Below are 19,886 nucleotides of genomic sequence, written 5' to 3'. Positions count from 1 at the left end.
CCAAAATTCCGTCGCAGCAGATCATGCTGTATCGGGATTTCGTGCGGTGTGTGTTTACGCGATGATCGCCACCGTCGACTCCCTCCCCCTGAAAGGGGGAGGGTTGGGGTGGGGTCTTGCACGAGATGAATGACCCCCACCCGACTGCCTTCGGCAGTCGACCTCCCCCTTTCAGGGGGAGGTTAAGGGCGTCTAGTGATGCGAGTGACCGCCGGACCCGCCCTTCGGCGCGCCGCCGCCGATCGGTCCGACCCGGAATTCAATATCGACCTTGCCGGCCTTCTCGAAGACCAGCGTACCCTTCACGGTGTCGCCTTCCTTCAATCGCGAAGTCAGGTCCATGAACATGACGTGATAGCCGCCGGGCTTCAGCTCCACCGTCTCGCCCGGCTTGATCTCGAGTCCCTTTGCAAGCTCGCGCATCTTCATGATGCCGCCCTCGACAGCCATCTCATGCAGCTCGAAGCGCCCGGCAACCGGCACCGTGCCGCCGACAAGCCGGTCCGGTTCCTTGCCGTTATTGGTGATCGTCATAAAGCCGCCGGCGACCTTGGCACCGCCCGGCGTCGCTCGCGCCCAGGGCGCCGCGATGGTGAGCGATCCGGCCTTGTAGACCTTGGTGTCGGCCATCGCGGCCGCGCCATGCTGGCTGCCAGCATGCTGCGCAAGGATCACCAGCGCCGGCGCGGGCGCCTTCAGTGCATGCGCATCCTGTCCCGGCGCCGGGATCTCCGTCCAGCGCCATTCGCCCTTCTCGCATTCCTGCAGCACTGGAATGTAGAGCGGCCCGGCACTCAGATCGCGCGCCAGAAAACTGGCGAAGACGAACTCGTCGTAATGGTCGTCCGGCAGCTTGCCGCCGCTCCACACGATTTCCCTCACGCCTTCGCTGAGTTGCTGACCGTGGAAGTAGGGATAACTTCGTTCATAGGCTCCGCGCATGGTCTCGATCTGCCAGCCCGGCTTTGGCATCGGCTTCACGCCGATCACTCCCTCCGGGATTTTGGCGCGCACTTTGGTGGTTGCGGCACCGTCACAGCCATGGGTTACGCGCAGAACCGCCTTGTAGCTCGTGCCCGCACGGGCTTCCCGGGTCTCAAGCGTGACATGGGCCAGCGCCGACCCGCTCGCGACGCAAAGCCAGCTGGTTATGAAGACGATCTGCCGGATAAGACTGTTCATTGCGGTTCTCCTGTCGGTTTGGGTCAATACTAATTGCGTGGCCGATGTCCCGATCGTTTTCATCCTCGATAATCCCGAAAACAGCTTTTGAATGTCGGGAGCGGGATGAAGCACGCGCAAAGCGTGGTTGCGCAGCAACCCGGTTGTGAAACGCTTCATCGGATCACCATTTCATCTTCATGCCGGCAAAGACCGCACGGCCATTGCCGGGCTCGAACAGCGCCGACCTCTGATTGGCGACATTGATGATACTTGTGCTCGCGATGTAGACTTCGTTCGCGAGATTGCGGCCCTCGACGTAGACCGAAAAATTCGTGTCCTTTTCATAGCCTGCCCGGATGCCCCACAGCGTGTAAGGGTCCGCGGTCACCGAATTCACGCTGTCGACGAAATACCCCTGCGGAACCCATTCGACATTGGGACCGAAAAAGATGCCGGAGGGGTGTTTGTAGAGAAGTTCCGCGCGCATGTATTGCGGCGGAATACCGGGCAGGCGGTTGTTGCCGAAGCGCTCGTCATTGTCGAAGTAAAAGTCGTTATAGGTATAAGCCATCTGCAGCCACAGCTTGTCTGGCTCCGCGCCCTGCACCAACATCGACTTCATTACGGCCACGCCGACGCCGATCTCCACGCCCTGGTGAACGGTGCGGTCGGCATTCGTCACGCTGCAATTGCCGAATACGCTATAGAGACATTGCAGTTCGTTTCTGATTTCCGACCGGTACAGCGCGATATCCCAGTTGTAGTCCGGCCTCCGACCGCGTGTCCCGATCTCATAGGTCGTGGCCCGCTGCGCCTTGATGTCGGTGAACGGAATGTTCGGCAGGTTCGGCGCGACGAACGGGACCGGTGCGACGCTCTCGCCGAAACTCGGCACTTCGGCGCTGCGTGAGATATTCGCATAGACCTGGGCGGTCGGATCGATATCCCAGAGCAGGCCGAATTTCGGACTCCAGATGTCGAAATTGGTCTCTCCCGACTGGTCGCCATTGGAGAGAAACCGGTCGATCCGCTGACGGGTCGCACGCAGGAATTGCGTGCCGGCGACCGCCGCCACGTTCGGCAGGAAGTAGAACGAGTTCTCGGCATAGGCCGAAGCGTTCTTGGACTTGTCGAGCGAGGACGACATCAGCACACCCTTGGTCGCCATCACCCCATTGCCGAATTGCTGATTGTCGATCTCTCCGTTGTGGATGTTGACGCCGGCGACGAGCCGGTTCCGGAAGCCGAATATCTTGCGGTCGTCCACCATGCGGCCAAAACCGCCGTAATCGTCATAGGTATAATCGAGCCACTGGAAAATCGGGTGCATCAGGTGGCGTTCCACGTTGAACGCGCCGACTTCGAACATGGTATCGCCGAGTTGTATGGCGGTCTTGTTGGCGATGCGGTTCGAGTTGACGTTCCGCTGCCAGTCGTTGGCGACGTTGACCTTCTGGGCCAGCCGCGGCTGACTTAGCGCGATCTCCTTGGTCACCGCGCCCGGAATGCGCTGCTCGATGGTGTTGCCGTTGAAATAGAAGCGGGTTTCGATATTGGGCGCGATCCGGTAGCCGAAATTCGCAGAACCGCGCATCAGGTTGCCGTTGCTGTGCTCGCGAAAGCCGTCCTGCACCTGATAGGAGCCGGTCACGAAATAATCGAACGGGCCGGCCGCGGAACCCGAACTCGCCTGGATGCGGCGATAGCCGAAGCTCCCGACATCGGCGCTCATTGCGAAGAGCCGAGCATCGCGTCCGCTCGGGGTCACGAAATTGATTGCGCCGCCAAGCGAATTCGCACCGAAGCGGAGCGCGCTCGCACCGCGCCAGACCTCGGTATAGCGATAGGCGGTAGGGTCGATTTCCTGGAAATCGAAATAGCCGTCCGCGGTGTTGATCGGGATGATTCCGTCCAAATAGAGCTGCAGTGAGCGGCCGTGGAAATTGCGCGACAGGCCCGAGCCGCGGATCGAGAGCCTCGTATCCTCACCCCATTTCGGTTGCGCCCAGACGCCCGGCACGAAATCGAGAATGTCCTTGACCGTTGTGACGTTGCGATCACGCAACTGCTCCGACGTCACAATCGCGACGGCGCCCGGGCTTTGGTTGATCTCGCGGCGGGCCTCCGCAGCCGTCGGCACCGTCAGGCTCTGGGGCCCGGATGCGGCACCCTGGCCCTGTTCGGCAGGCGAAGGCGCCACCGCTGGTTCTACGCCCGGGGCGGTCTGGGTAGCCTGAGGCCGGACCGGGGGCGCGCGGCGGGAGGATTCGACCGTGATGGGTGGAAGCGTTGGGGTTTGTGCGGCCGCAACCGGCGGCAGGATTGCCGCGGCGGCCGACAGCGCGCAGCTCGCGCGCCAGAGGCGTGACATGACATGAACTCCGATGACGGGACTGACGATTTGCGGCCATGGGCCGCGGACGGTCAGGCGGTCAGCGGAGGAGCGCGGGCTGATCCGGCGCGGACGGCATGCCGGCGCGGCATGCCGTCCGGCGTAGTCCCGAAGGAGATAGCCGAAACGAGGCGACAGGGCGCCGTCGCAACCATCGGCGCCGGCAGGATGGCGGCGCCAGCGAGGACCGAGCCGCACAACACGCAGTGGTATTTGCCCGCTGCGGGCGCCGGTGCGTTAGGATCGGAACGGTCGGACGGGACAGTGTTGCCGCTGCCGAAGCAGATCGCCGACCACGCCGCGAAGTCGGCACCCTTCGCATGGGCCGGCAGCGGTGCGAATGCCGCAAACAGGGTCTGCAACGCAATGGCATAGGCCGCGATCAGCCCGATCGCTCCCCGCCAGCGCAAACTCTCCCGTAGCCTGTTCATGCCGCTTCGTTAGCAAATACCCTGGGCCCGCGCTATCCGCACTCCCGTCAAAATGCAGGGATTGCAAGTGAAGTCTTTGCCTTGCTGCCCTATATTGACGCACATGAAGTTCCTCGACGAAGCCAAGATCTACATCCAGTCCGGCGCCGGCGGGAACGGCTGCGTATCGTTCCGCCGCGAGAAATTCATCGAGTTCGGCGGCCCCAATGGCGGCGACGGCGGACGCGGCGGCGACGTGATCGCGCGCGCGGTGGACGGTCTCAACACCCTGATCGATTACCGCTATCTGCAACATCACAAGGCGGAGCGTGGCGGCAACGGCATGGGCAAGGACCGCCACGGCGCCAACGGCAAGAACCTCATCCTCAAGGTGCCGGTCGGCACGCAGATCTACGAGGAAGACGGCGAGACGCTGCTGGCCGATCTCGACAAGGTCGGCGACGAGGTGGTGCTGGCCAGGGGCGGCAATGGCGGCTTCGGCAACGCGCATTTCAAGACCTCGACCAATCGCGCGCCGCGCCACGCCAATCCCGGTCAGCCCGCGATCGAAATGACGATCCGGCTGCGGCTGAAGCTGATCGCCGATGCCGGACTGGTGGGGCTGCCGAATGCCGGCAAGTCGACCTTCCTCGCCACCGTCAGCGCCGCCAGGCCCAAGATCGCGGACTATCCCTTCACCACGCTGCATCCGCAGCTCGGTGTGTTCGCGGTCGATGGCCGAGAATTCGTGATGGCCGATCTGCCCGGCCTGATCGAGGGCGCGCATGAGGGCATCGGCCTCGGCGACCGCTTCCTCGGGCACATCGAACGCTGCCGCGTCGTGCTCCACCTCGTCGACGGCACCAGCGGGGATGTCGGTGCCGCCTATCGCGTGGTGCGCCATGAGCTCGAAGCCTATGGCGAGGGTCTTGCCGAGAAGCCGGAAATCGTTGCGCTGTCGAAATGCGATGCGCTCGCCGAGGACGAGATCAAGGCGCAGATCACGGCGCTGAAGAAGGCCGCGAAGAAGACGCCACTGGTGCTGTCGTCGCAATCCGGCCAGGGCGTGAAGGATGTGCTGCGCGCGCTGCTCGACGTGATCGACGAAGCGCGCGCGGAGGACGAACCCAGACCGCAGGACGCGGAAGCCTGGCAGCCGTGATCCGGATCGAAGGCGGGGCCAGGCGACGCTGGTTCAATTGGCCGGGATATTCGCCGCCTTGATGATATCGCCCCACTTCTTTCGTTCCGAAACAATGAGCGTGGCAAATTCCTCGGGAGAATTGCCGACAAGCTTGATGCCGGACTCGGTAATGAATCGTTGCATCGAGGGCTGTCGCAGCGCCTTCTGCGTCTCGGACTGAAGCCGCTGCACGATCGCCGGCGGGGTCCCTGCCGGCGCCATCAGGCCGAACCAGGACGAGGCCTGCCAATCCGGCAGGCCGGCTTCCACCGATGTCGGCACGTTCGGCAATACCGACAGGCGCTCCTTTGCCGCCACCGCGAGCGGGGTGAGCGTGCCGGACTTCACATGGGCCATCACGATCGGCGGATTGTCGACGACGCCATCGATATGGCCGGCAATCAGATCGTTCACTGCCGGCGCCGCGCCCTTGTAGGGCACATGGGTGACCTTGATGCCTGCGACATGAACCAGCAGCGCCTGGCCAAGATGTCCGGTGGTGCCGACACCGGCGGAGCCGAAATTCAGCTTTCCGGGATTTGCCTTGGCGGCGGCGATCAGGTCCTTCAGCGACTTGATGTTGGTTTTCGGATGCACCAGCACCAGCATCGGCATATCGGCGACCAGCGAAACCGGCGTGAACGCCTTCTCCGGATCGAACGGCATCGTCTTGTAGAGGAACTGATTGATGCTCTGGATCCCCGGAGACGTCATCAGCAGCGTGTAGCCGTCCGGCGCCGACTTGGCGACGAGTTCGGCGCCGATATTTCCACCTGCGCCGGGCTTGTTCTCGACAATCACCGGCTGGCCAACGCTCTTCGAAATCTCCTCGCCGACCGCGCGCGCAAGAACGTCGACCAGGCCACCGGCGGGGAATGGCGCGACGATCCGGATCGGCTGATTGGGATAAGGCTGTGCCGCGGCCGGCGCGGAAAGACATGCGGCGATGCCGACAAGCGCCAAGGTCAGAAGGTAGGGGCGTTTCATGCTGCGGTCTCCCTGCGACGGTCTTGCTTGTTCTCGTTTCCGAGAACCAATGACATGGCCGAATCGTAAGTCAAGGTTCACGCGTCACGTGCATTCGCGCCGGTTGCCCGCCTGCAATGCAGGTGCATCGCATCAATGCTGACCACGTCAGCGTTCGATTTCACCCCGTGAAGTCGCGCTGATTTCTGGGCGCGCGGATTGACGCAGGCGCCACAGCAGGCGGAGCGCGACCCAAAGCACAGCGGCCAGTAGCGCGAGCGCGAACAACGGCGCCGCCAGCGCCAGAAGCGGAAGGAGCAACGCACTGCCGAATTCCGCCGTGGCGATGACGGGATTGCCGATGGCGCCGGTGAAGACGGTCGACTTCGCGCGCAGGATCGTGGTCAGGCCCTGGGTGAGCCCGGCGGCGCCTCCGCCGGCAACGATGGCCGCCGTCCATTTCAGGAGTGGCGGCAGGTCGGTCATGACCGCGGCCGACAGAACCGTTCCTGCGACGAGCGCAGCGGGCGCAGCCATGGTGTCGAGCAGATTGTCGATTCCGGGAATATAATAAGCGATGATTTCAACCAGAGCTGCAACACTGAGCATGATCAGCGCAGTGGGAGTCGCAAGCCATGTGAAATAGTCGCCCAATTGCAGATGACCGGCGTAAGCCGCACCGCCCGCGATCAGCATTGGCAGAAATACGCGAAAGCCGGTCGCTGCCGCGAGCACGACACCGAGCACAACGGATAACGCAAGGTCGAAGCTGGACATCGGCACCATCCGGGCTCGAAACGGTCTTCGAAGAGGCAACGTAGCGCTCAATTCCGATACGGAGAAATCGGCGAATTGATCTGCGGGAACACACCCGCCAATCCGTCGACCGGACAGATGCGACGCCAGCAGCGCCGCGGACTGACGCTCTCTGCGGAAGCCCGGGAGTCGCGACGCAGACCTGGCAAGGAAACGCAGCGCTTTCGACATCGAAGTCGAACGGAAAGCCCCGATATTACAATTACTTGTAACTGGCGGAGAGGGAGGCCGCCTCCGCCTAACTCGCGGGGCTTCGATTTGCCCCGGTAAGGCCCGGCCGAAATCCATTCAAGTCCTTGATTAACCAAGATTTATTGCCTTCCCTACCCCTCGATTTAATCCGATACTATCCGCCTTCTATCGCTTAGATTTTCGCCCTGCGGACGTAGGGCGGGACGGGAGGCAAGTCTCATGGCGAAGCGGCGGAAGCGCCGGAAAACCGGCCGGGGCCAGGACGCGCTCTCTCTCACGCTTGACCGGATCGAGCGGATGAAGACCCAAGCGGAAGCGACCGGCAAGACCGTCCGGACCCGCGACGGCAAATCGCCCGGATTGTATCTTGAGGTCCGGAGCGAGACCAACGCGTTTTGGACGCTGCGCTACGCGCGCGCCGGTAAGGAACGCTGGATGGGGCTTGGGGCGCTCTCCGCATTCGGTCTAGAGGACGCGCGGGAGCGCGCCCGCCTCGCCCGCCAAGCGCTGTCGGACGGGTTGGACCCAATGGCGGAGAAGCAGAAGGCAAAAGCGGAGGCGCTGAAGGCCGCCGGTAAGGCCAAGACCTTCAAGGAGGCATCCGAGACCTTCTTCAAGGAATCATCGCCCAACTGGAAAAACGCGAAGCACGTCCAACAATACACTTCGACGATGACGGATTACGTGTTTCCGAAAATCGGCGCGATGCTTGCGGACGATATAACCAAGCACGATGTCCTAGCCGTCCTCAAGCAACCGCTCGATCATAAGAACGGTGAGATGCTTTGGAACGCGCTACCGGAGACCGCGCGGCGTATCCGCTCCCGCATCGAACGTGTCTTCAACTACGCCAAGGCTCATGGCTGGCGCTCCGCAGATAATCCGGCTGCGTGGAAGGGCAATCTCGAACCGCTATTCGCTGGCGCGACCATAAAGAGAAAGAAAGGAAACTTTGCCGCGCTCGAATACGATGATTTGCCTGCGTTCGTGGCCGACCTCGCAAAGCGAGACGGCACGGCCGCACGGGCGCTCGAATTTTTGATATTGACCGCCGCGAGAACAGCGGAGGTTATCGGAGCGACTTGGAATGAAATCGACTTGGACAAGGCGCTGTGGGTCATCCCCGGCTCTCGCATGAAGATGGGCGAGGATCATCGGGTGCCGTTATCTAAGAATGCACTCGGCATTCTTAGATCGTTACCCAAGGAACGCGGCAACCCGCACGTGTTCATCGGGCCGTCCGGCGGGCGCGGCCTTTCGAATGCTGCGATGTCGGCTTTGCTAGATCGGATGGCTGGCACGACTTTCCCGCAGGCAAGCTCGATCACTGTCCACGGTTTCCGGTCTTGCTTCCGCGATTGGGCGGCCGAACGCACCAACTATCCGAGAGAGGTCTGCGAGCGCGCGCTAGCCCACAAGGTCGTGAATAAGGTCGAAGCCGCGTACCAGCGCTCCGATCTTTTGGAGAAGCGCCGTCCGATGATGGAGGCGTGGGCAACCTTTGCGTATTCTCCGCCGCCCAAGGCGAACAACGTAACGCCGTTGCGGAGTGCGTGATGCTTCCCGATTGGAAAGACAATAGGGCTGTCGAGCTTTGGACAAATGACAAGCTCGATATTCTGGAGGCTTGGAATAGCCGTCAGCACAGAGAGCTAGCGTATCACTCGGAAGAATATCAGGCATGGCGCGATGCGGGTGGATGGGAGCTTCAGATTGCTGTACGCGACCGCAACCTTGAGCCGTTGCGGAAGGCGTTCCCGGCTCTCGCTCAAGCCGACCTCCTCAAGCTTCCCGACCTCATTCAAGGGCAAAACGCTCCGAAGCCGTGCGACCTCGACCACGTTGTTGAGGATGTAAAGCGCATCCGCGCAATCTGGAAATTGAAGTTCAAGCGGACCCAGCGCCGGGGATTGTGGTCAGCGGAGGAAATTGCCGCCCGCCGCTGGACGCCGCCGTACCCTGAAGACACTTTTGAAGAACGTCTCGCGTCGATGCGTGCCAGCTTGCATAACGCTCTACATCCCGGCGGCCGCAAGCCGATAGGCTCCCGCCGAGTTTCCGCGTCCCATAGCTGATGCGTCGCGCTTTTTTGAATCTCTAGAACCCGCTCTCCTTCGCTACCGGCGGAACGCTTCCGCCCGAACAGCGAAGGAGTATGCGTGATGGAGACGAACGCAGTCCGGCCTACAAGGGCGATGGAGATTGTCAGCCTCAAGCCCACGGCGTTTTACGAGCACGTTGCCAACTACTTGGTCCCGCAACCCGGCAACATTTCCGATGGCGGGAAAGCTCGCATCTATTTCAACCACGAGCTTCAGTTGTTCTTGAAGTATCGAGAGGAGGCGCGCGACGGTGCGATCAAACCCGGCATGTCGTGGCTCGAATATCACGAGCGCTGGAAAGCGAAAACTAACGGCACTCCGCTCGATAAGGAAAAAATCAAGGCGCACTACGAATTTCTTGAGCTGAAGAAAGCCGGGAAGATCGCCGAGAACGTCTGGTTCACAACTTGGCTCGCTACGCGATGACCAAGAAGCCATTGGACGGCGCAACGCCACTCGGATCGCGCTGGCTCTATGTCGATAGGATCGGCACGGAGTTCTGGTTTAAGTCCGACCCGCCCCACTTGCCCTCGATGGAAGTGGTCATCATCGAACAACCGGACGGCTCATACTGGCAACTCGCCTTTATGCCCCGGATCAAGATGCGCGACATGGAGACGTTCGCGCCGCCATACGGCAAGCGGTGGGTCTTTGCTGAGGACCGGAGCTATGTCGGCGTGTGGAAGCGCCGCACATCGAAGAAATTCCTCAAGCAGCAGGAGATGCTGTGATGGGTGCCTTCAAGAAGCTCCAGCTTGAACTGCAATTGCAACGAGAGCGGCCGCAAGTCGAAGGGCTTGAGGCTATCGCGGAAATTGTCGGTGGAACGGTCGATGGCGTATTCGTCCGCATCCAAACCGACAAGATAGACGCGGCGGTCAAATTCGATTTGTCCAACGTCGCGGATTTCTTCATCTATGCGGTCAACGCCGGGACGCGCCGGCAAGTCCAAGCATACATCCGCTCTCGCTTGAAGGATGCGGAACTAGATTTAGACGCTCAAGACGCTCAGCGCCGGGAGAAGAACGCGGAGCGCGCTCAGCAAATTTGGAATGAGGCGCTACCGGCCACAGGGACGCTTGTTGAGTCCTACCTCCGCCATCGCGGGATAATCATCCCGATACCTGACGCCCTCCGGTTTCACCCGAAAGTTTGGAATCAAGAGAAGAAGGAGCGCTACCCCGCGATGATCGCATATCGAACCGGGCCGAATGGCGGCTTCGGCGGCATTCACCGTACCTGGCTGAGTGGAAACGGGCGCGACAAGCTCCATGTCCATGCTCCCCGTAAAGACCTCGCCTCGATAGTCGGTAGCACGATCCGCCTCGCTCCGGTGTCCGAGGAGCTTGCGGTTGGCGAAGGTATCGAAACCGCGTTGTCATGCCCGCAGCTTTGCGACGGGCTTCCCGCCTGGGCCGCTGGCAGCGCCTATACGCTCGAACACGCCGTGCTGCCGCCAGAGGTCCGCAAGGTCTCACTCTTAGAGGATCAAGACATTGACGGGATGTATGCGTGTCGAGAGGCGCGCTTTCGCTTCAACCAAGAAGGCCGCGCGGTGCGGATTATCCGTCCCAGTATCGGCAACGATCTGAATGATGAGGTGATGAGTCATGGTCGATAAGTCGGACAATTACAAAGAGAAGGTAATGCGACCGATACTCGTCAGCGACAACGTGTCCGACATGGTCGATGCGATTCAGGCGGCGATTGTAGAGGCGAAGCTCCCGGTGCTGCGGCGTAGTAATGCGCTTGTAGAGCCGCTCTACGATCCACGGCCGATACGGAAGGGGAGCCCGGAAAAGACGCAGGTCACAATCTTGCGACGGCTGGATGCGAGCCAGCTTCGCCACATAGTCACGAAACACGCGGCGTTTTTCGAGAAGGAGAGACAGAACAAGACCAAGGTCCGTGTGATGGCTCCGCTAGACCCGTTCAATACGCTGATCGGCCTCGGTCACTATCACTCCGGTATCCGTAACGTATCCGGCGTCATCGACGCCCCGACGATGCGGCCGGACGGAACGATATTGTCTGAGCCGGGATATGACGAGGCGACCGGCCTCTGGCACTACCTAGACCCGTATCTTGGATCCATCGAGGTTCCGAAGAAGCCGACAAAGAAGCAGGCTCAAGCCGCGCTGGACAAGCTGAAGGCCCTTCTGGCGGAGTTTCCGTTTGCGGATGAGCGTTTGGACCTCTCGGTGGCGCTTGCTGCGATCCTGACGGTTGTGGCGCGCGGCGCGTTCCCTACGGCCGTTGCGTTCATGGTCACGGCGTTCGCGGCCGGGTCCGGCAAGGGCTATCTCGTGGAGTTGATAACGTCCATCGCACGCGGCCGTAAAGTGGTCCCCATCTCAATGGGCGAGAACGAACGCGAGTTTTCGCTGAGGTTGTCGGTCGCACTAATGGAAGGGCATTCGATCATCAGCGTCGATAACTGCGCGCAGGGGCAGGAGGTCGGCGGCGATTTTCTATGCACCATGATCGCTGAAGGCTGCGCCGCGCCGCGCATCCTCGGCAAGAGCGAGATGCCGCAATGCGACTGGAACGGGACGATCTTTATCAACGGTAACAATATCAGCTATCGCGGCGACATGGTCCGGCGCGGACTCATCATCAATCTCGATGCGCAGATGGAGCGGCCGGAAACTAAGGTCTACAAACGGCGGCCGGTCGATGAGGTCATCAGGAACCGCGCGGAATATATTGCCGCTGCGTTGACCGTTGTGCGTGCTGCATTCGTCAGCGAGGAGGCGCGGGGGATAAAGTTGAATCCGTTGAACGGGTTCGAGGGCTGGTCGCAATTCATCCGCCGTCCTCTGGTGTGGCTAGGGGAACAAGACCCCATCGACTGCATCGAAAAGGTCCGCTCGGTTAGTTCTGCCTACAGGGATACAGCGGCAATCCTTGAAGTCAGCGAGCGGCTGATGGCGAAGAAGAAGGGCAAGGGGAAAGGGTGGCGCGCTGCGGAATTGTTGAAGACCGTTTCAGACCTCGGGCTGGAGACTGAGGAGCGCGAGTTGTTTGAAGCGGCTTTCCCGGCCCGCGTCGGTGGCATCGATGCCGTTGGCTTCGGTAAGTGGCTAAGCAAGAACCGTGGCGGGATATACGGCGGCCGTCGATTGGACTGGGACCCCGATCAGGGCGGAGCGTCGGTCAACAAGGGCCGCTTGTGGGTCATTGCCGAAGCCGTCGGATAGCGGAGGGAGGGTAGGGTTGATTTGAGACGTAGAGGGGGAAGGAAAACTATATTGCTCCCCCGCGTAGTATAAAAATTACCCCTACCCTCCCATACTTATTTCCTCCCCTTTCGGCCCGAAAACATGGCCGCGAACAAGGCCCAGCACCCAATAAAAATCGAAGGTAAGGCGGCTCCTCTCTCCGCCGGACTGCGTAGCATTCAGATTTATTTTTGTGGCTTTACTTCGCCTTGCTACGCCTTCATCCGTTATGCCCTACGTCTCGCCCTACGTCTTCACTAGCCATCGGCCGCGAAAAACCCGATCTTTCCGGGTATGGGCAAAACGAAAACGGCCAGACCTCGGAACGGTATCGCCCCGCCATCGGCCGCGAACCGGAGCCGCATCACGAACGGCAAGACCCTATTGCCCGGCATCGACGGCAGGTCCGCATTGGCCCGGCGCTTCCGGGATATTGCCGGGCAGGTCGCATCCGACCTCGGCGGCGCTGAACGGCTATCCGAAGTCAAGCTTCAATTGATCAGAAGGTTCGCCGGTGCGGCCGCTCTCGCTGAGCAACTTGAAGCGAAGCTCGCCAACGGTCAATCGGTCGATGTCGCAGAGCACGCGGCGCTCACCAGTAGTCTCGTGCGCATCTCCTCTCGCATCGGTCTGACGCGCGCGATGAAGAAGGTGCCGGACCTTCGCGACTACATCGAGGGCAAGGCGTCCATCGACGACGGTGACGGTGACGAATGAAGCCCCTCGTCACCATACGCAAGGCGCTCGATGACCCGGCTCTACTCGGTGGCATCCTTCCGGGCGACACGTGGCGAGCGTGGCGCGTCCTTCTCACCGCAACGATGGGCGAGAAGCTGACGACACCGGAGCGCGCGATCTACAAGACCTTCACAGGTCGCGACAAGGAACCACCATCCCGCGTCGATGAAGCCGCATTCGTTGTCGGCCGTCGCGGTGGCAAGTCTCGATCAATGTCCACGCTGGCGACCTACATCGCGGGATTATGCGATCACTCCGACAAGCTCGTGCCCGGTGAGCGCGGCGTCCTCCTTTGTATCGCCCCCGACCAGCGACAGGCGGCCATCACCCTCAATTACACGGCCGCCGCATTCGAGCGGTCGAAGATGCTCCGCCAGTTGATCGAGGATCGAACGGCTGACACCCTACGCCTCAAGAACGGAATTGACATCGAGGTCCGCGCTGCGAGCTTCCGTCGCTTGCGAGGTCCGACCTTCATTGCCGTGCTCGCTGACGAAGCCGCGTTTTGGTTTTCAAGCGACACCGGAAGCGCGAATGCCGACACCGAAATCTTGAACGCTGTCCGCCCCGGTCTCGCGACCACCGGTGGCCCGCTGATCATCGGCTCCTCCCCGTATGCGCGGCGTGGCGAGCTTTGGAGCTTGTACAAGGCAAACTACGGCCCAGACGGCGACCCGCGTATCATCGTTGCCCAAGGCGCATCCCGCGACTTCAATCCGAGCTTGAGCGAAGCGGTAGTATCCCGCGCTTACGCAAGGGACCCTATCGCCGCATCTGCCGAATATGGCGGCCAATTCCGCGCCGACATCGAGAGCTTGCTGACGCGCGAGGCGGTCGAAAGCGTCGTGTCGCCCGGCGTGTATGAGAGACCTTTCCTTTCAGGAAGGGTCTATGTCGCATTCTGCGACCCGGCCGGTGGATCCGGTAAGGATTCAATGACCTTGGCTATCGGTCACCGCGAAGGCGAGGGAATCATTGTCGATGCGATCCGGGAGCGGCGACCACCATTCTCGCCAGAGCAGGTCGTTGCCGAGTTTTGCGCGCTCTTGAAATCGTACCGGGTCGCAAAGGTGACGGGCGATAGGTTCGCAGGCGAGTGGCCACGCGAAGCGTTCAGAAAGCACGGTGTCGCTTACGATCCAGCAGCGGAGCCGAAGTCCAACTTGTACCGGGACCTTCTCCCCGCGATCAACAGCAAGCTCTTGGACCTCCTCGACCACGACAAGCTCATCAATCAGCTTGTGAGCCTTGAACGCAAGACCGCGCGCGGCGGTCGCGAGAGCATCGACCACCCGCCCAACGGCCATGATGACGTAGCGAATGCGGTTGCCGGCCTCGACTCGGTGCTAAGCAAGAAGCATTTGTCATACGACGACACGTTGTCGTGGGTTGATTCCAAGTCGATGACCGAACGCCACGCAAGTATCGAAGCCTTCATGAAAGCTACTGCCCCCAAAAGCGCCGCCCTCAGAGGCGGCGCAATCATTATGGAGAGATAGATGACCACTCTGAAGAAAATCGAACCGGAAGCCGATGGCGTCCTGAAGGACGGCCAGACAATTCACTTCCGCCCGATGATGATGGACACAAACGGCACTGCCGTTAGTGTTCACCAGCACTCCGCTGTCCTGACGGACGAACAACGCAAAGCTGCGGAAGCTCGGATCAAGGCCCATGACGCCAAGCTCTCGAATGCTTGGCGTAATCCGCCCGCGCAGCACATTCCGCAGGACCTGTCGAAAACACCGCCTGAGGTCGTCAAGCCGGTAGCGTTCGGTGACGGCAAGCCGGTCAACCTTGATCAGATGCAAGCGACCAACGAACGCCGTTACGCGGCGCGGATTTCTGAGATGTGGCGTAACCCGACCAACTAAGGAGTCAGATAATGCTTACCACCGCCCCAACATCGAAAGTCGTCACGCGCGAAAGCGCGCTGCCGAAATGCGCGCAAAAGCGGATCGCTCAACTGCGAGCGCTGGTCGATGATTTCGAGGCCGTCCGGACGAACCTCCAGAAGCGCGCGAACAGTACCATGCCGGATGAATTGTTGGAGCGCGAAGAAGTCAACAAGCGCATCATCGCCAACAATGCAAACCTGAGCTATGCCAAGGGCCTGCTCAATTCGGTCGATCAGTGGCTGAAGGCTTCCGGCGCGCTCCACCATGTCGTGCCGACTCAACTTAAGGAAGCTCCGCCAGTAATGGTCGGCACAGAAGACATCGGCCGCATCGAGAATATCCGGAAGGAGATCAAACGTATCAAAACTGATTCGCTTGATATCGCGCGCGCTCCCTTGCCTTTCAAAATGATCGAAGCTGAACTCAAGATCATCGTGAACAAGTGGGCCTCGGAAGGCGAGCCGCGCGTGGAGGTCGATCAGGCTAAGGGTCACGTCAACGCGCGCTGGGGCGCTGCGGTGCCCGCTAGCTACAAGATCATGGCATGGCTCCATCCTGATGTCATGCTTGAGAAGCTCGTTTCTCAAGCAAGAACGCAAGCCGATGCTCGCGGCACTCCGATGTCGCCTGATCAGAAGGCCGAAGCGCTGGAGGCGCTCAATGAGCGCCTACAACGCTTTGAGCTTGAAGAGGTCGCGTTGATTGACCTTCTGATCGAGCGAGGCGAACCAGGGATTCAGCATCGGCTCGACGTTTCCCCCGCAGCCTTGTTGGGGGTCAGAGAGCCGAAAGGCATCATGCGTTCGGCGTTGGTTGCTTGAGCTTCCCGTCGCGAGACGGGCGCGGCTTTGGCGTTTGCGCCGCGTCCTCCAAAGCAAGCGCCTCCGGTCTCGCGTTGTCTTGGAGCGGGACGGCGGTCAAGTCGTGAGTGACCGTCTCATAGAAACAACCGCGACGGCGCATGGCTGTCTCCTTGCAGCGCGATGCGCGATGGCGATTGACGGTCGCCATACCCGGCAGGTGAAAGCCTGCCGGGACCATTCTTGACGGCAAGGCAGGACGAACAAGGTGGACCCCTTTGTTATGATCTTCTTCCTCGTGGCAGGCGCGATCGCAATTGCATACTTGGTTTCTTGACGACGTGAGCTGGCACATCGAGGCTGATCCGCGCAGTCTTGATCATGACCTTCACAGTACGCTCAGGTTGAGCGACCTTTTCGACATTAACGCGAATGATCCGATCTCTCGTTGTGCGCATCGCGCGCTCCCTATCCGTTTATAGCGCTCAGAGCATTTTCAAATTCGATTGTCAAAATAAGAACGGCTGAATTGGTTAAGAAGCTTCACGTTCGCGGAACGTCGAAAAATATTTTCAAACTCTCAACGGGCACTATCGGACCTAGGTGACGCTCACCGGGCCTTATCGGACAATCCGCGCCGCGTTGACCAAAAGAGCAAGCATCTCCAATCCTTGCGCACGGTCATTCCGACCGGCGTGAAGGAGTATGTGAGATGTCAGGCCACCAAAACAAACAGGATGCGAAGTTGAAATTCGAACGCATCGCGACGAAGTTCAACGTTCGTAAGGATTCAATTCGCGCGGCAACCCTGAAACGACTTTCCGTAGGTCCCGCCGAGCTTTCGACAAAGGAGGAGGCGGCGCTGCCGTATCTTCGACGGCGCGGAAGGGTTGCCGGGTACGAAATCGTGCTCGCCGACAACGGCCGATACGCGTTGAAAGCGAAGCGCAAGGCGATCTGACGAGGAAGGCCCGGCGCGACATCGCCGGGCTACTCCTTCAAGCTTCATTCCAGTACTTTTCCGCAGCAACGAGAAATTTAGCGCAATTCTCGGCCGGCCACGTCACTTGACTATTACCGAGAAGATAGAACTGTTCATTCGCACAAAGAAACTTCGTACGATCGGCCTGCAATAGCCACACCAACACATCGCGAAAATTCTGTTGTTCTGTACCGCCAAATTTAGGTTCTGGCACGTTATAGAGCATGCCCTCAATAAAGTAGGAGGGGGCCAGTCCGTCGGCAATTATCAGCTTTTCAATCATCGTGTTGCGAAGGTTCTTGAATATTCGCACGGTGTGCTTGAACCAGCTACGAGTATTCTGATGTTTGGTCGTGCAATTGTCGCTGTGCAACTCCGGATAATTGTCGACACGAGTGCCATCTGGCAAAAAGAAGCAAATGCCTTCCGCTACTCTAGGATTGCCGATTGCTGGGAACGTGTAATAGCGCTTGAGCTTTGCACAAACTAAAACATCCGCATCGCGCCTGTTGCCGTTACCCTTGATGAAGATCGCCTTCTTGCCAGGCTTGACGTCGCTTCCATACTTCTTAGTCAACCATTCAACTACCGAGCGCCGGAACTCCGCTAGCGTGTAGGTGCCCGGCGATCTTTGCGCTTGATAACGGGCCTTTTCATCCGGAGACAGATAATCGAGGTCGGTAAAAAATATGGAGTCGAGCCGGACTACAACGTCAACGTCACTGTCGCCGTAGACATTCGTATCATTCTTATATGAACCCTGAAGGAATATCGCAAAATCCTTCAGGTAGTATGGCGACAACGGGTCATTCAAAACCGTCTTCAGCGTGTCGTATGTCGCGGTGAACTGTGCGGTCGGCCCCGGTTTTGACCATCTTTGAAGTTGATCCTCTGAAATCGGCATTTGGTAAGTCTCCTACAAAAGAAAGTCTTTGAGCGTCGCTTCATGCTTGGCGAAAGACTCGCTTCCGCGCTGACGTAGAATGTTCAATTTCTTCATGTTGTGCTCAAACAGGTCTGTAGCCATCTCCGGCTGCTCGAACGTGTCGCTTATCCGAACGGTCGGGATTTGCTTGAAGAGAATATGACGCAGCTGATCCATCGACTGCGTGTTGATTTCGAGCGTCTTTTGTAAGAGCTGGACGCTCAGTAATTTCTGGTACCAGCGAGTTTTTGTGAACCAACTGTACTTTGGTGCGGGGTAGACACCGACACCGACGCTCACAACGCGGATTAGCTCAGGAGCAAGCTTAAGAGCCATGATCGCGTCGGCAATCGCGTAGAGAGTGGGATTGTTCGCGCAATAGCCGCCGTCGATTAGCTCGACAATGTCGCCATGTTCGGTTTTTACGATCTTCCGCTCGAAGAACGGGAACGCTGAACATGACGCCTGCACGGCGTCGGAAATCGTAACTCCAAAGCCGGGCGCGAATGTTCCCATTCGGCCGTGTGCCTGCTCGATGCTAGTCTTAAAGATCATGGGGCGCTCGATAACCCACTTCGTGGTGACGATTCCCATCCCGGTTTTCATTTTGTCGAACTTGTCATTCTTGAAAACTTCGGATCCAAGCTTTGCAAGCGCGCGCGATTTGTCTGCCGGCGATTTCATCTGCATGATCACGGGCACATACTTTTCGTAAAGCGCGCTGATCTCTTTGACCGACTTACCAATTCCAAGAAGCGCAGCAATTATGGCGCCAGTGCTCGTTCCAAAAATAAGATCGAACCGCTCACAAAGCGGCGCGCCGACCATGCCTTCGATCTCGCGAAGCACTCCAAGGGTGTAGAAGCCTTTCGCGCCTCCGCCGTCGAGACTCAGAATGCGGCATGGTTTTTCCGCGGAGAACTCCGCCATTGAATCCCCTCCAGATAATGGAAAGCCCGGCGCTAAGGCCGGGCTTAGTTTTAGGCGGCGCGAGTGCCGAGCAAAAAGTTCGCGGAGTTTCCGTCGAGCTGCTGCCACGCGGCCTCGCCGGTCATGCCGGTGACGAGCAAGCCGTCGTTCGCGTCGATATGCTTGGCAAGATCATCACGGATCGCGACGGCCGTAGCCTGCGTCTCGATGATCCATGCGGACTTCAGAACGCGAACTGCTCGCCATTCAGCGAGGCGCTTGTAGAGATTGTCGTAGTTCCGCCCCGGTTTCCGGAGGTCGTAATTCACCTGATAGCGCGACATAGTTGTTCACCACGTCTTGCGCCGGGCTTGACCGAGGAGTCCCCAACTGATTCTATGGGGCGTTCGCTCTCCAGAGACCGCAGCCCGGCTAAGGGGTTTCGCGGTACGGAAAGCTAGAAGCCGCCACGGGTACCAGCCTTGGCGGCTTCATGCTTTTCCGCGTCGGGTGCTATCAGGCCGAGTCTTACCGCCGCTGTCAACCCGTAGTAGTTCCATCGGTCTTGTCCACAAGACTTATGCACAATCGGGTTGATTTCGCCGCGAATCAGGTCGGCCGCTCGTCGTCCGGTCCGAGGGTTGCTTCTCTTTGGTCGCCGGGGCCCAACCGGCACGTTTTTCCGGCCTGGACAACTCTCGTAGTGGTCCGAAGAACGCATGTGCGTACGGGCCTTAGAATTGGCCGACCAAACGTAGGGCGAAACGAGGGGCGAACCTCAAAAATCGGAAATTATTCAATTATTTCAAAGGTATCTGGCGGAGAGGGAGGGATTCGAACCCCCGATACCCTTGCGAGTATGCCGCATTTCGAGTGCGGTGCTTTCAACCACTCAGCCACCTCTCCGCGGGGCCGACGGAGGGCAAACACCCTCGGACGGGGCGTTACTTAGCCAAGGAGTCTGAACGAAACAAGGGTCAATGGCCGGCGCTGATGATCCGCTCGCTGCAGTCCTGGATATTCGACCCGCAAATGCCGCACCCGGCGCACCAGCCGATCGAAGCCGTTCACGCCCATCCGGTGCGGCGTCTCCGCATTTTGCCGCCTTTTCCTGCATCGCCGGATTTGGCCAGCGCTGCAGCAATCGAAAAGCCGGTGTGAAGCGATGGCAATTGCAAATTCAGGAAC

Annotated in this window: 21 protein-coding genes and 1 tRNA gene; 13 read left to right on the top strand and 9 right to left on the bottom strand. The window is 59.6% G+C overall.

Annotated features, from left to right (window positions below):
• Nucleotides 1-192: 192 nt before the first annotated feature.
• From AB7F49_RS24885 to AB7F49_RS24875, 3 genes are all read right to left on the bottom strand, one after another.
• The gene (locus AB7F49_RS24885; protein ID WP_428527382.1) at nt 193-1,182 is read right to left on the bottom strand and encodes a DUF1775 domain-containing protein; all 990 of its coding nucleotides are present in this window, start codon (nt 1,180-1,182) and stop codon (nt 193-195) included.
• A gap of 163 nt (nt 1,183-1,345) precedes the next feature.
• Nucleotides 1,346-3,535 (bottom strand): TonB-dependent receptor domain-containing protein, encoded by a 2,190-nt coding sequence (locus tag AB7F49_RS24880; protein ID WP_428527380.1) that lies wholly within the window; start codon nt 3,533-3,535, stop codon nt 1,346-1,348.
• A 53-nt stretch (nt 3,536-3,588) separates the two neighbouring features.
• The gene (locus AB7F49_RS24875) at nt 3,589-3,987 is read right to left on the bottom strand and encodes a DUF2946 family protein (protein ID WP_428527378.1); all 399 of its coding nucleotides are present in this window, start codon (nt 3,985-3,987) and stop codon (nt 3,589-3,591) included.
• A 103-nt stretch (nt 3,988-4,090) separates the two neighbouring features.
• On the opposite strand from AB7F49_RS24875, the gene obgE reads away from it, so the two are divergent.
• A complete protein-coding gene (gene obgE, locus AB7F49_RS24870; protein WP_428527376.1) occupies nt 4,091-5,128 on the top strand; it encodes a GTPase ObgE in 1,038 nt (345 codons plus the stop codon).
• 33 nt (nt 5,129-5,161) lie between these two features.
• On the opposite strand, the gene AB7F49_RS24865 is transcribed toward obgE, so the two are convergent.
• Together AB7F49_RS24865 and AB7F49_RS24860 are read right to left on the bottom strand one after the other, a co-directional pair.
• Nucleotides 5,162-6,136 carry a Bug family tripartite tricarboxylate transporter substrate binding protein gene (locus AB7F49_RS24865; protein ID WP_428527374.1) on the bottom strand — a complete coding sequence of 325 codons (975 nt, stop codon included), beginning with the start codon at nt 6,134-6,136 and terminating at the stop codon, nt 5,162-5,164.
• A gap of 147 nt (nt 6,137-6,283) precedes the next feature.
• Nucleotides 6,284-6,892 (bottom strand): DUF4126 domain-containing protein, encoded by a 609-nt coding sequence (locus AB7F49_RS24860; protein WP_428527372.1) that lies wholly within the window; start codon nt 6,890-6,892, stop codon nt 6,284-6,286.
• Between the two features lie 450 nt (nt 6,893-7,342).
• Between AB7F49_RS24860 and AB7F49_RS24855 the strand changes: the two genes are divergently transcribed.
• The 11 genes from AB7F49_RS24855 (at nt 7,343) to AB7F49_RS24805 (ending at nt 16,843) form a co-directional block, all read left to right on the top strand.
• Nucleotides 7,343-8,680, top strand: coding sequence for a tyrosine-type recombinase/integrase (locus AB7F49_RS24855; protein WP_428527370.1), 1,338 nt, complete (start codon nt 7,343-7,345; stop codon nt 8,678-8,680).
• Nucleotides 8,680-9,198, top strand: a complete 519-nt coding sequence (locus tag AB7F49_RS24850) for a hypothetical protein (RefSeq protein WP_428527369.1) — start codon at nt 8,680-8,682, stop codon at nt 9,196-9,198. Before AB7F49_RS24855 ends, AB7F49_RS24850 begins: the two co-directional genes overlap by 1 nt.
• An 87-nt stretch (nt 9,199-9,285) precedes the next feature.
• The gene (locus AB7F49_RS24845; RefSeq protein ID WP_428527367.1) at nt 9,286-9,651 is read left to right on the top strand and encodes a hypothetical protein; all 366 of its coding nucleotides are present in this window, start codon (nt 9,286-9,288) and stop codon (nt 9,649-9,651) included.
• Nucleotides 9,648-9,956, top strand: a complete 309-nt coding sequence (locus AB7F49_RS24840) for a hypothetical protein (RefSeq protein ID WP_428527365.1) — start codon at nt 9,648-9,650, stop codon at nt 9,954-9,956. Before AB7F49_RS24845 ends, AB7F49_RS24840 begins: the two co-directional genes overlap by 4 nt.
• A complete protein-coding gene (locus tag AB7F49_RS24835; protein ID WP_428527363.1) occupies nt 9,956-10,846 on the top strand; it encodes a DUF7146 domain-containing protein in 891 nt (296 codons plus the stop codon). Before AB7F49_RS24840 ends, AB7F49_RS24835 begins: the two co-directional genes overlap by 1 nt.
• The gene (locus tag AB7F49_RS24830) at nt 10,836-12,425 is read left to right on the top strand and encodes a hypothetical protein (RefSeq protein ID WP_428527361.1); all 1,590 of its coding nucleotides are present in this window, start codon (nt 10,836-10,838) and stop codon (nt 12,423-12,425) included. The genes AB7F49_RS24835 and AB7F49_RS24830 overlap by 11 nt, the downstream gene beginning before the upstream one ends.
• Before the next feature lie 315 nt (nt 12,426-12,740).
• Nucleotides 12,741-13,163 (top strand): hypothetical protein, encoded by a 423-nt coding sequence (locus tag AB7F49_RS24825; protein ID WP_428527359.1) that lies wholly within the window; start codon nt 12,741-12,743, stop codon nt 13,161-13,163.
• The gene (locus AB7F49_RS24820; RefSeq protein ID WP_428527357.1) at nt 13,160-14,683 is read left to right on the top strand and encodes a hypothetical protein; all 1,524 of its coding nucleotides are present in this window, start codon (nt 13,160-13,162) and stop codon (nt 14,681-14,683) included. The genes AB7F49_RS24825 and AB7F49_RS24820 overlap by 4 nt, the downstream gene beginning before the upstream one ends.
• Complete coding sequence (locus AB7F49_RS24815) at nt 14,684-15,058, top strand: hypothetical protein (protein ID WP_428527355.1); 375 nt, start codon at nt 14,684-14,686, stop codon at nt 15,056-15,058. It begins immediately after the preceding gene.
• Nucleotides 15,059-15,069: 11 nt separating this feature from the next.
• On the top strand, nt 15,070-15,903 hold the full coding sequence (locus tag AB7F49_RS24810; RefSeq protein ID WP_428527354.1) for a hypothetical protein: 834 nt from the start codon (nt 15,070-15,072) through the stop codon (nt 15,901-15,903).
• A gap of 691 nt (nt 15,904-16,594) precedes the next feature.
• The gene (locus AB7F49_RS24805) at nt 16,595-16,843 is read left to right on the top strand and encodes a hypothetical protein (protein WP_428527352.1); all 249 of its coding nucleotides are present in this window, start codon (nt 16,595-16,597) and stop codon (nt 16,841-16,843) included.
• Nucleotides 16,844-16,880: 37 nt separating this feature from the next.
• Here AB7F49_RS24805 and AB7F49_RS24800 read toward each other — a convergent pair whose 3' ends face one another.
• From AB7F49_RS24800 to AB7F49_RS24785, 4 genes are all read right to left on the bottom strand, one after another.
• Complete coding sequence (locus AB7F49_RS24800) at nt 16,881-17,768, bottom strand: nucleotidyltransferase domain-containing protein (RefSeq protein ID WP_428527351.1); 888 nt, start codon at nt 17,766-17,768, stop codon at nt 16,881-16,883.
• Between the two features lie 12 nt (nt 17,769-17,780).
• Nucleotides 17,781-18,719: a patatin-like phospholipase family protein gene (locus AB7F49_RS24795; protein ID WP_428527349.1), complete on the bottom strand. Its 939-nt coding sequence runs from the start codon at nt 18,717-18,719 to the stop codon at nt 17,781-17,783.
• 50 nt (nt 18,720-18,769) lie between these two features.
• Nucleotides 18,770-19,042 carry a hypothetical protein gene (locus tag AB7F49_RS24790; protein WP_428527347.1) on the bottom strand — a complete coding sequence of 91 codons (273 nt, stop codon included), beginning with the start codon at nt 19,040-19,042 and terminating at the stop codon, nt 18,770-18,772.
• 472 nt (nt 19,043-19,514) lie between these two features.
• Nucleotides 19,515-19,604 (bottom strand) — tRNA-Ser (locus AB7F49_RS24785).
• An 87-nt stretch (nt 19,605-19,691) separates the two neighbouring features.
• Between AB7F49_RS24785 and AB7F49_RS24780 the strand changes: the two genes are divergently transcribed.
• Nucleotides 19,692-19,859 (top strand): hypothetical protein, encoded by a 168-nt coding sequence (locus tag AB7F49_RS24780; protein WP_428527345.1) that lies wholly within the window; start codon nt 19,692-19,694, stop codon nt 19,857-19,859.
• The last annotated feature ends 27 nt before the right edge of the window (nt 19,860-19,886 follow it).

The sequence above is a fragment of the Pseudorhodoplanes sp. genome, assembly GCF_050250235.1.
GTDB lineage: Bacteria > Pseudomonadota > Alphaproteobacteria > Rhizobiales > Xanthobacteraceae > Pseudorhodoplanes.
The sequence above is the reverse complement of the archived record's forward strand: the minus strand, read 5'-3'. Positions and strand labels throughout refer to the sequence as shown.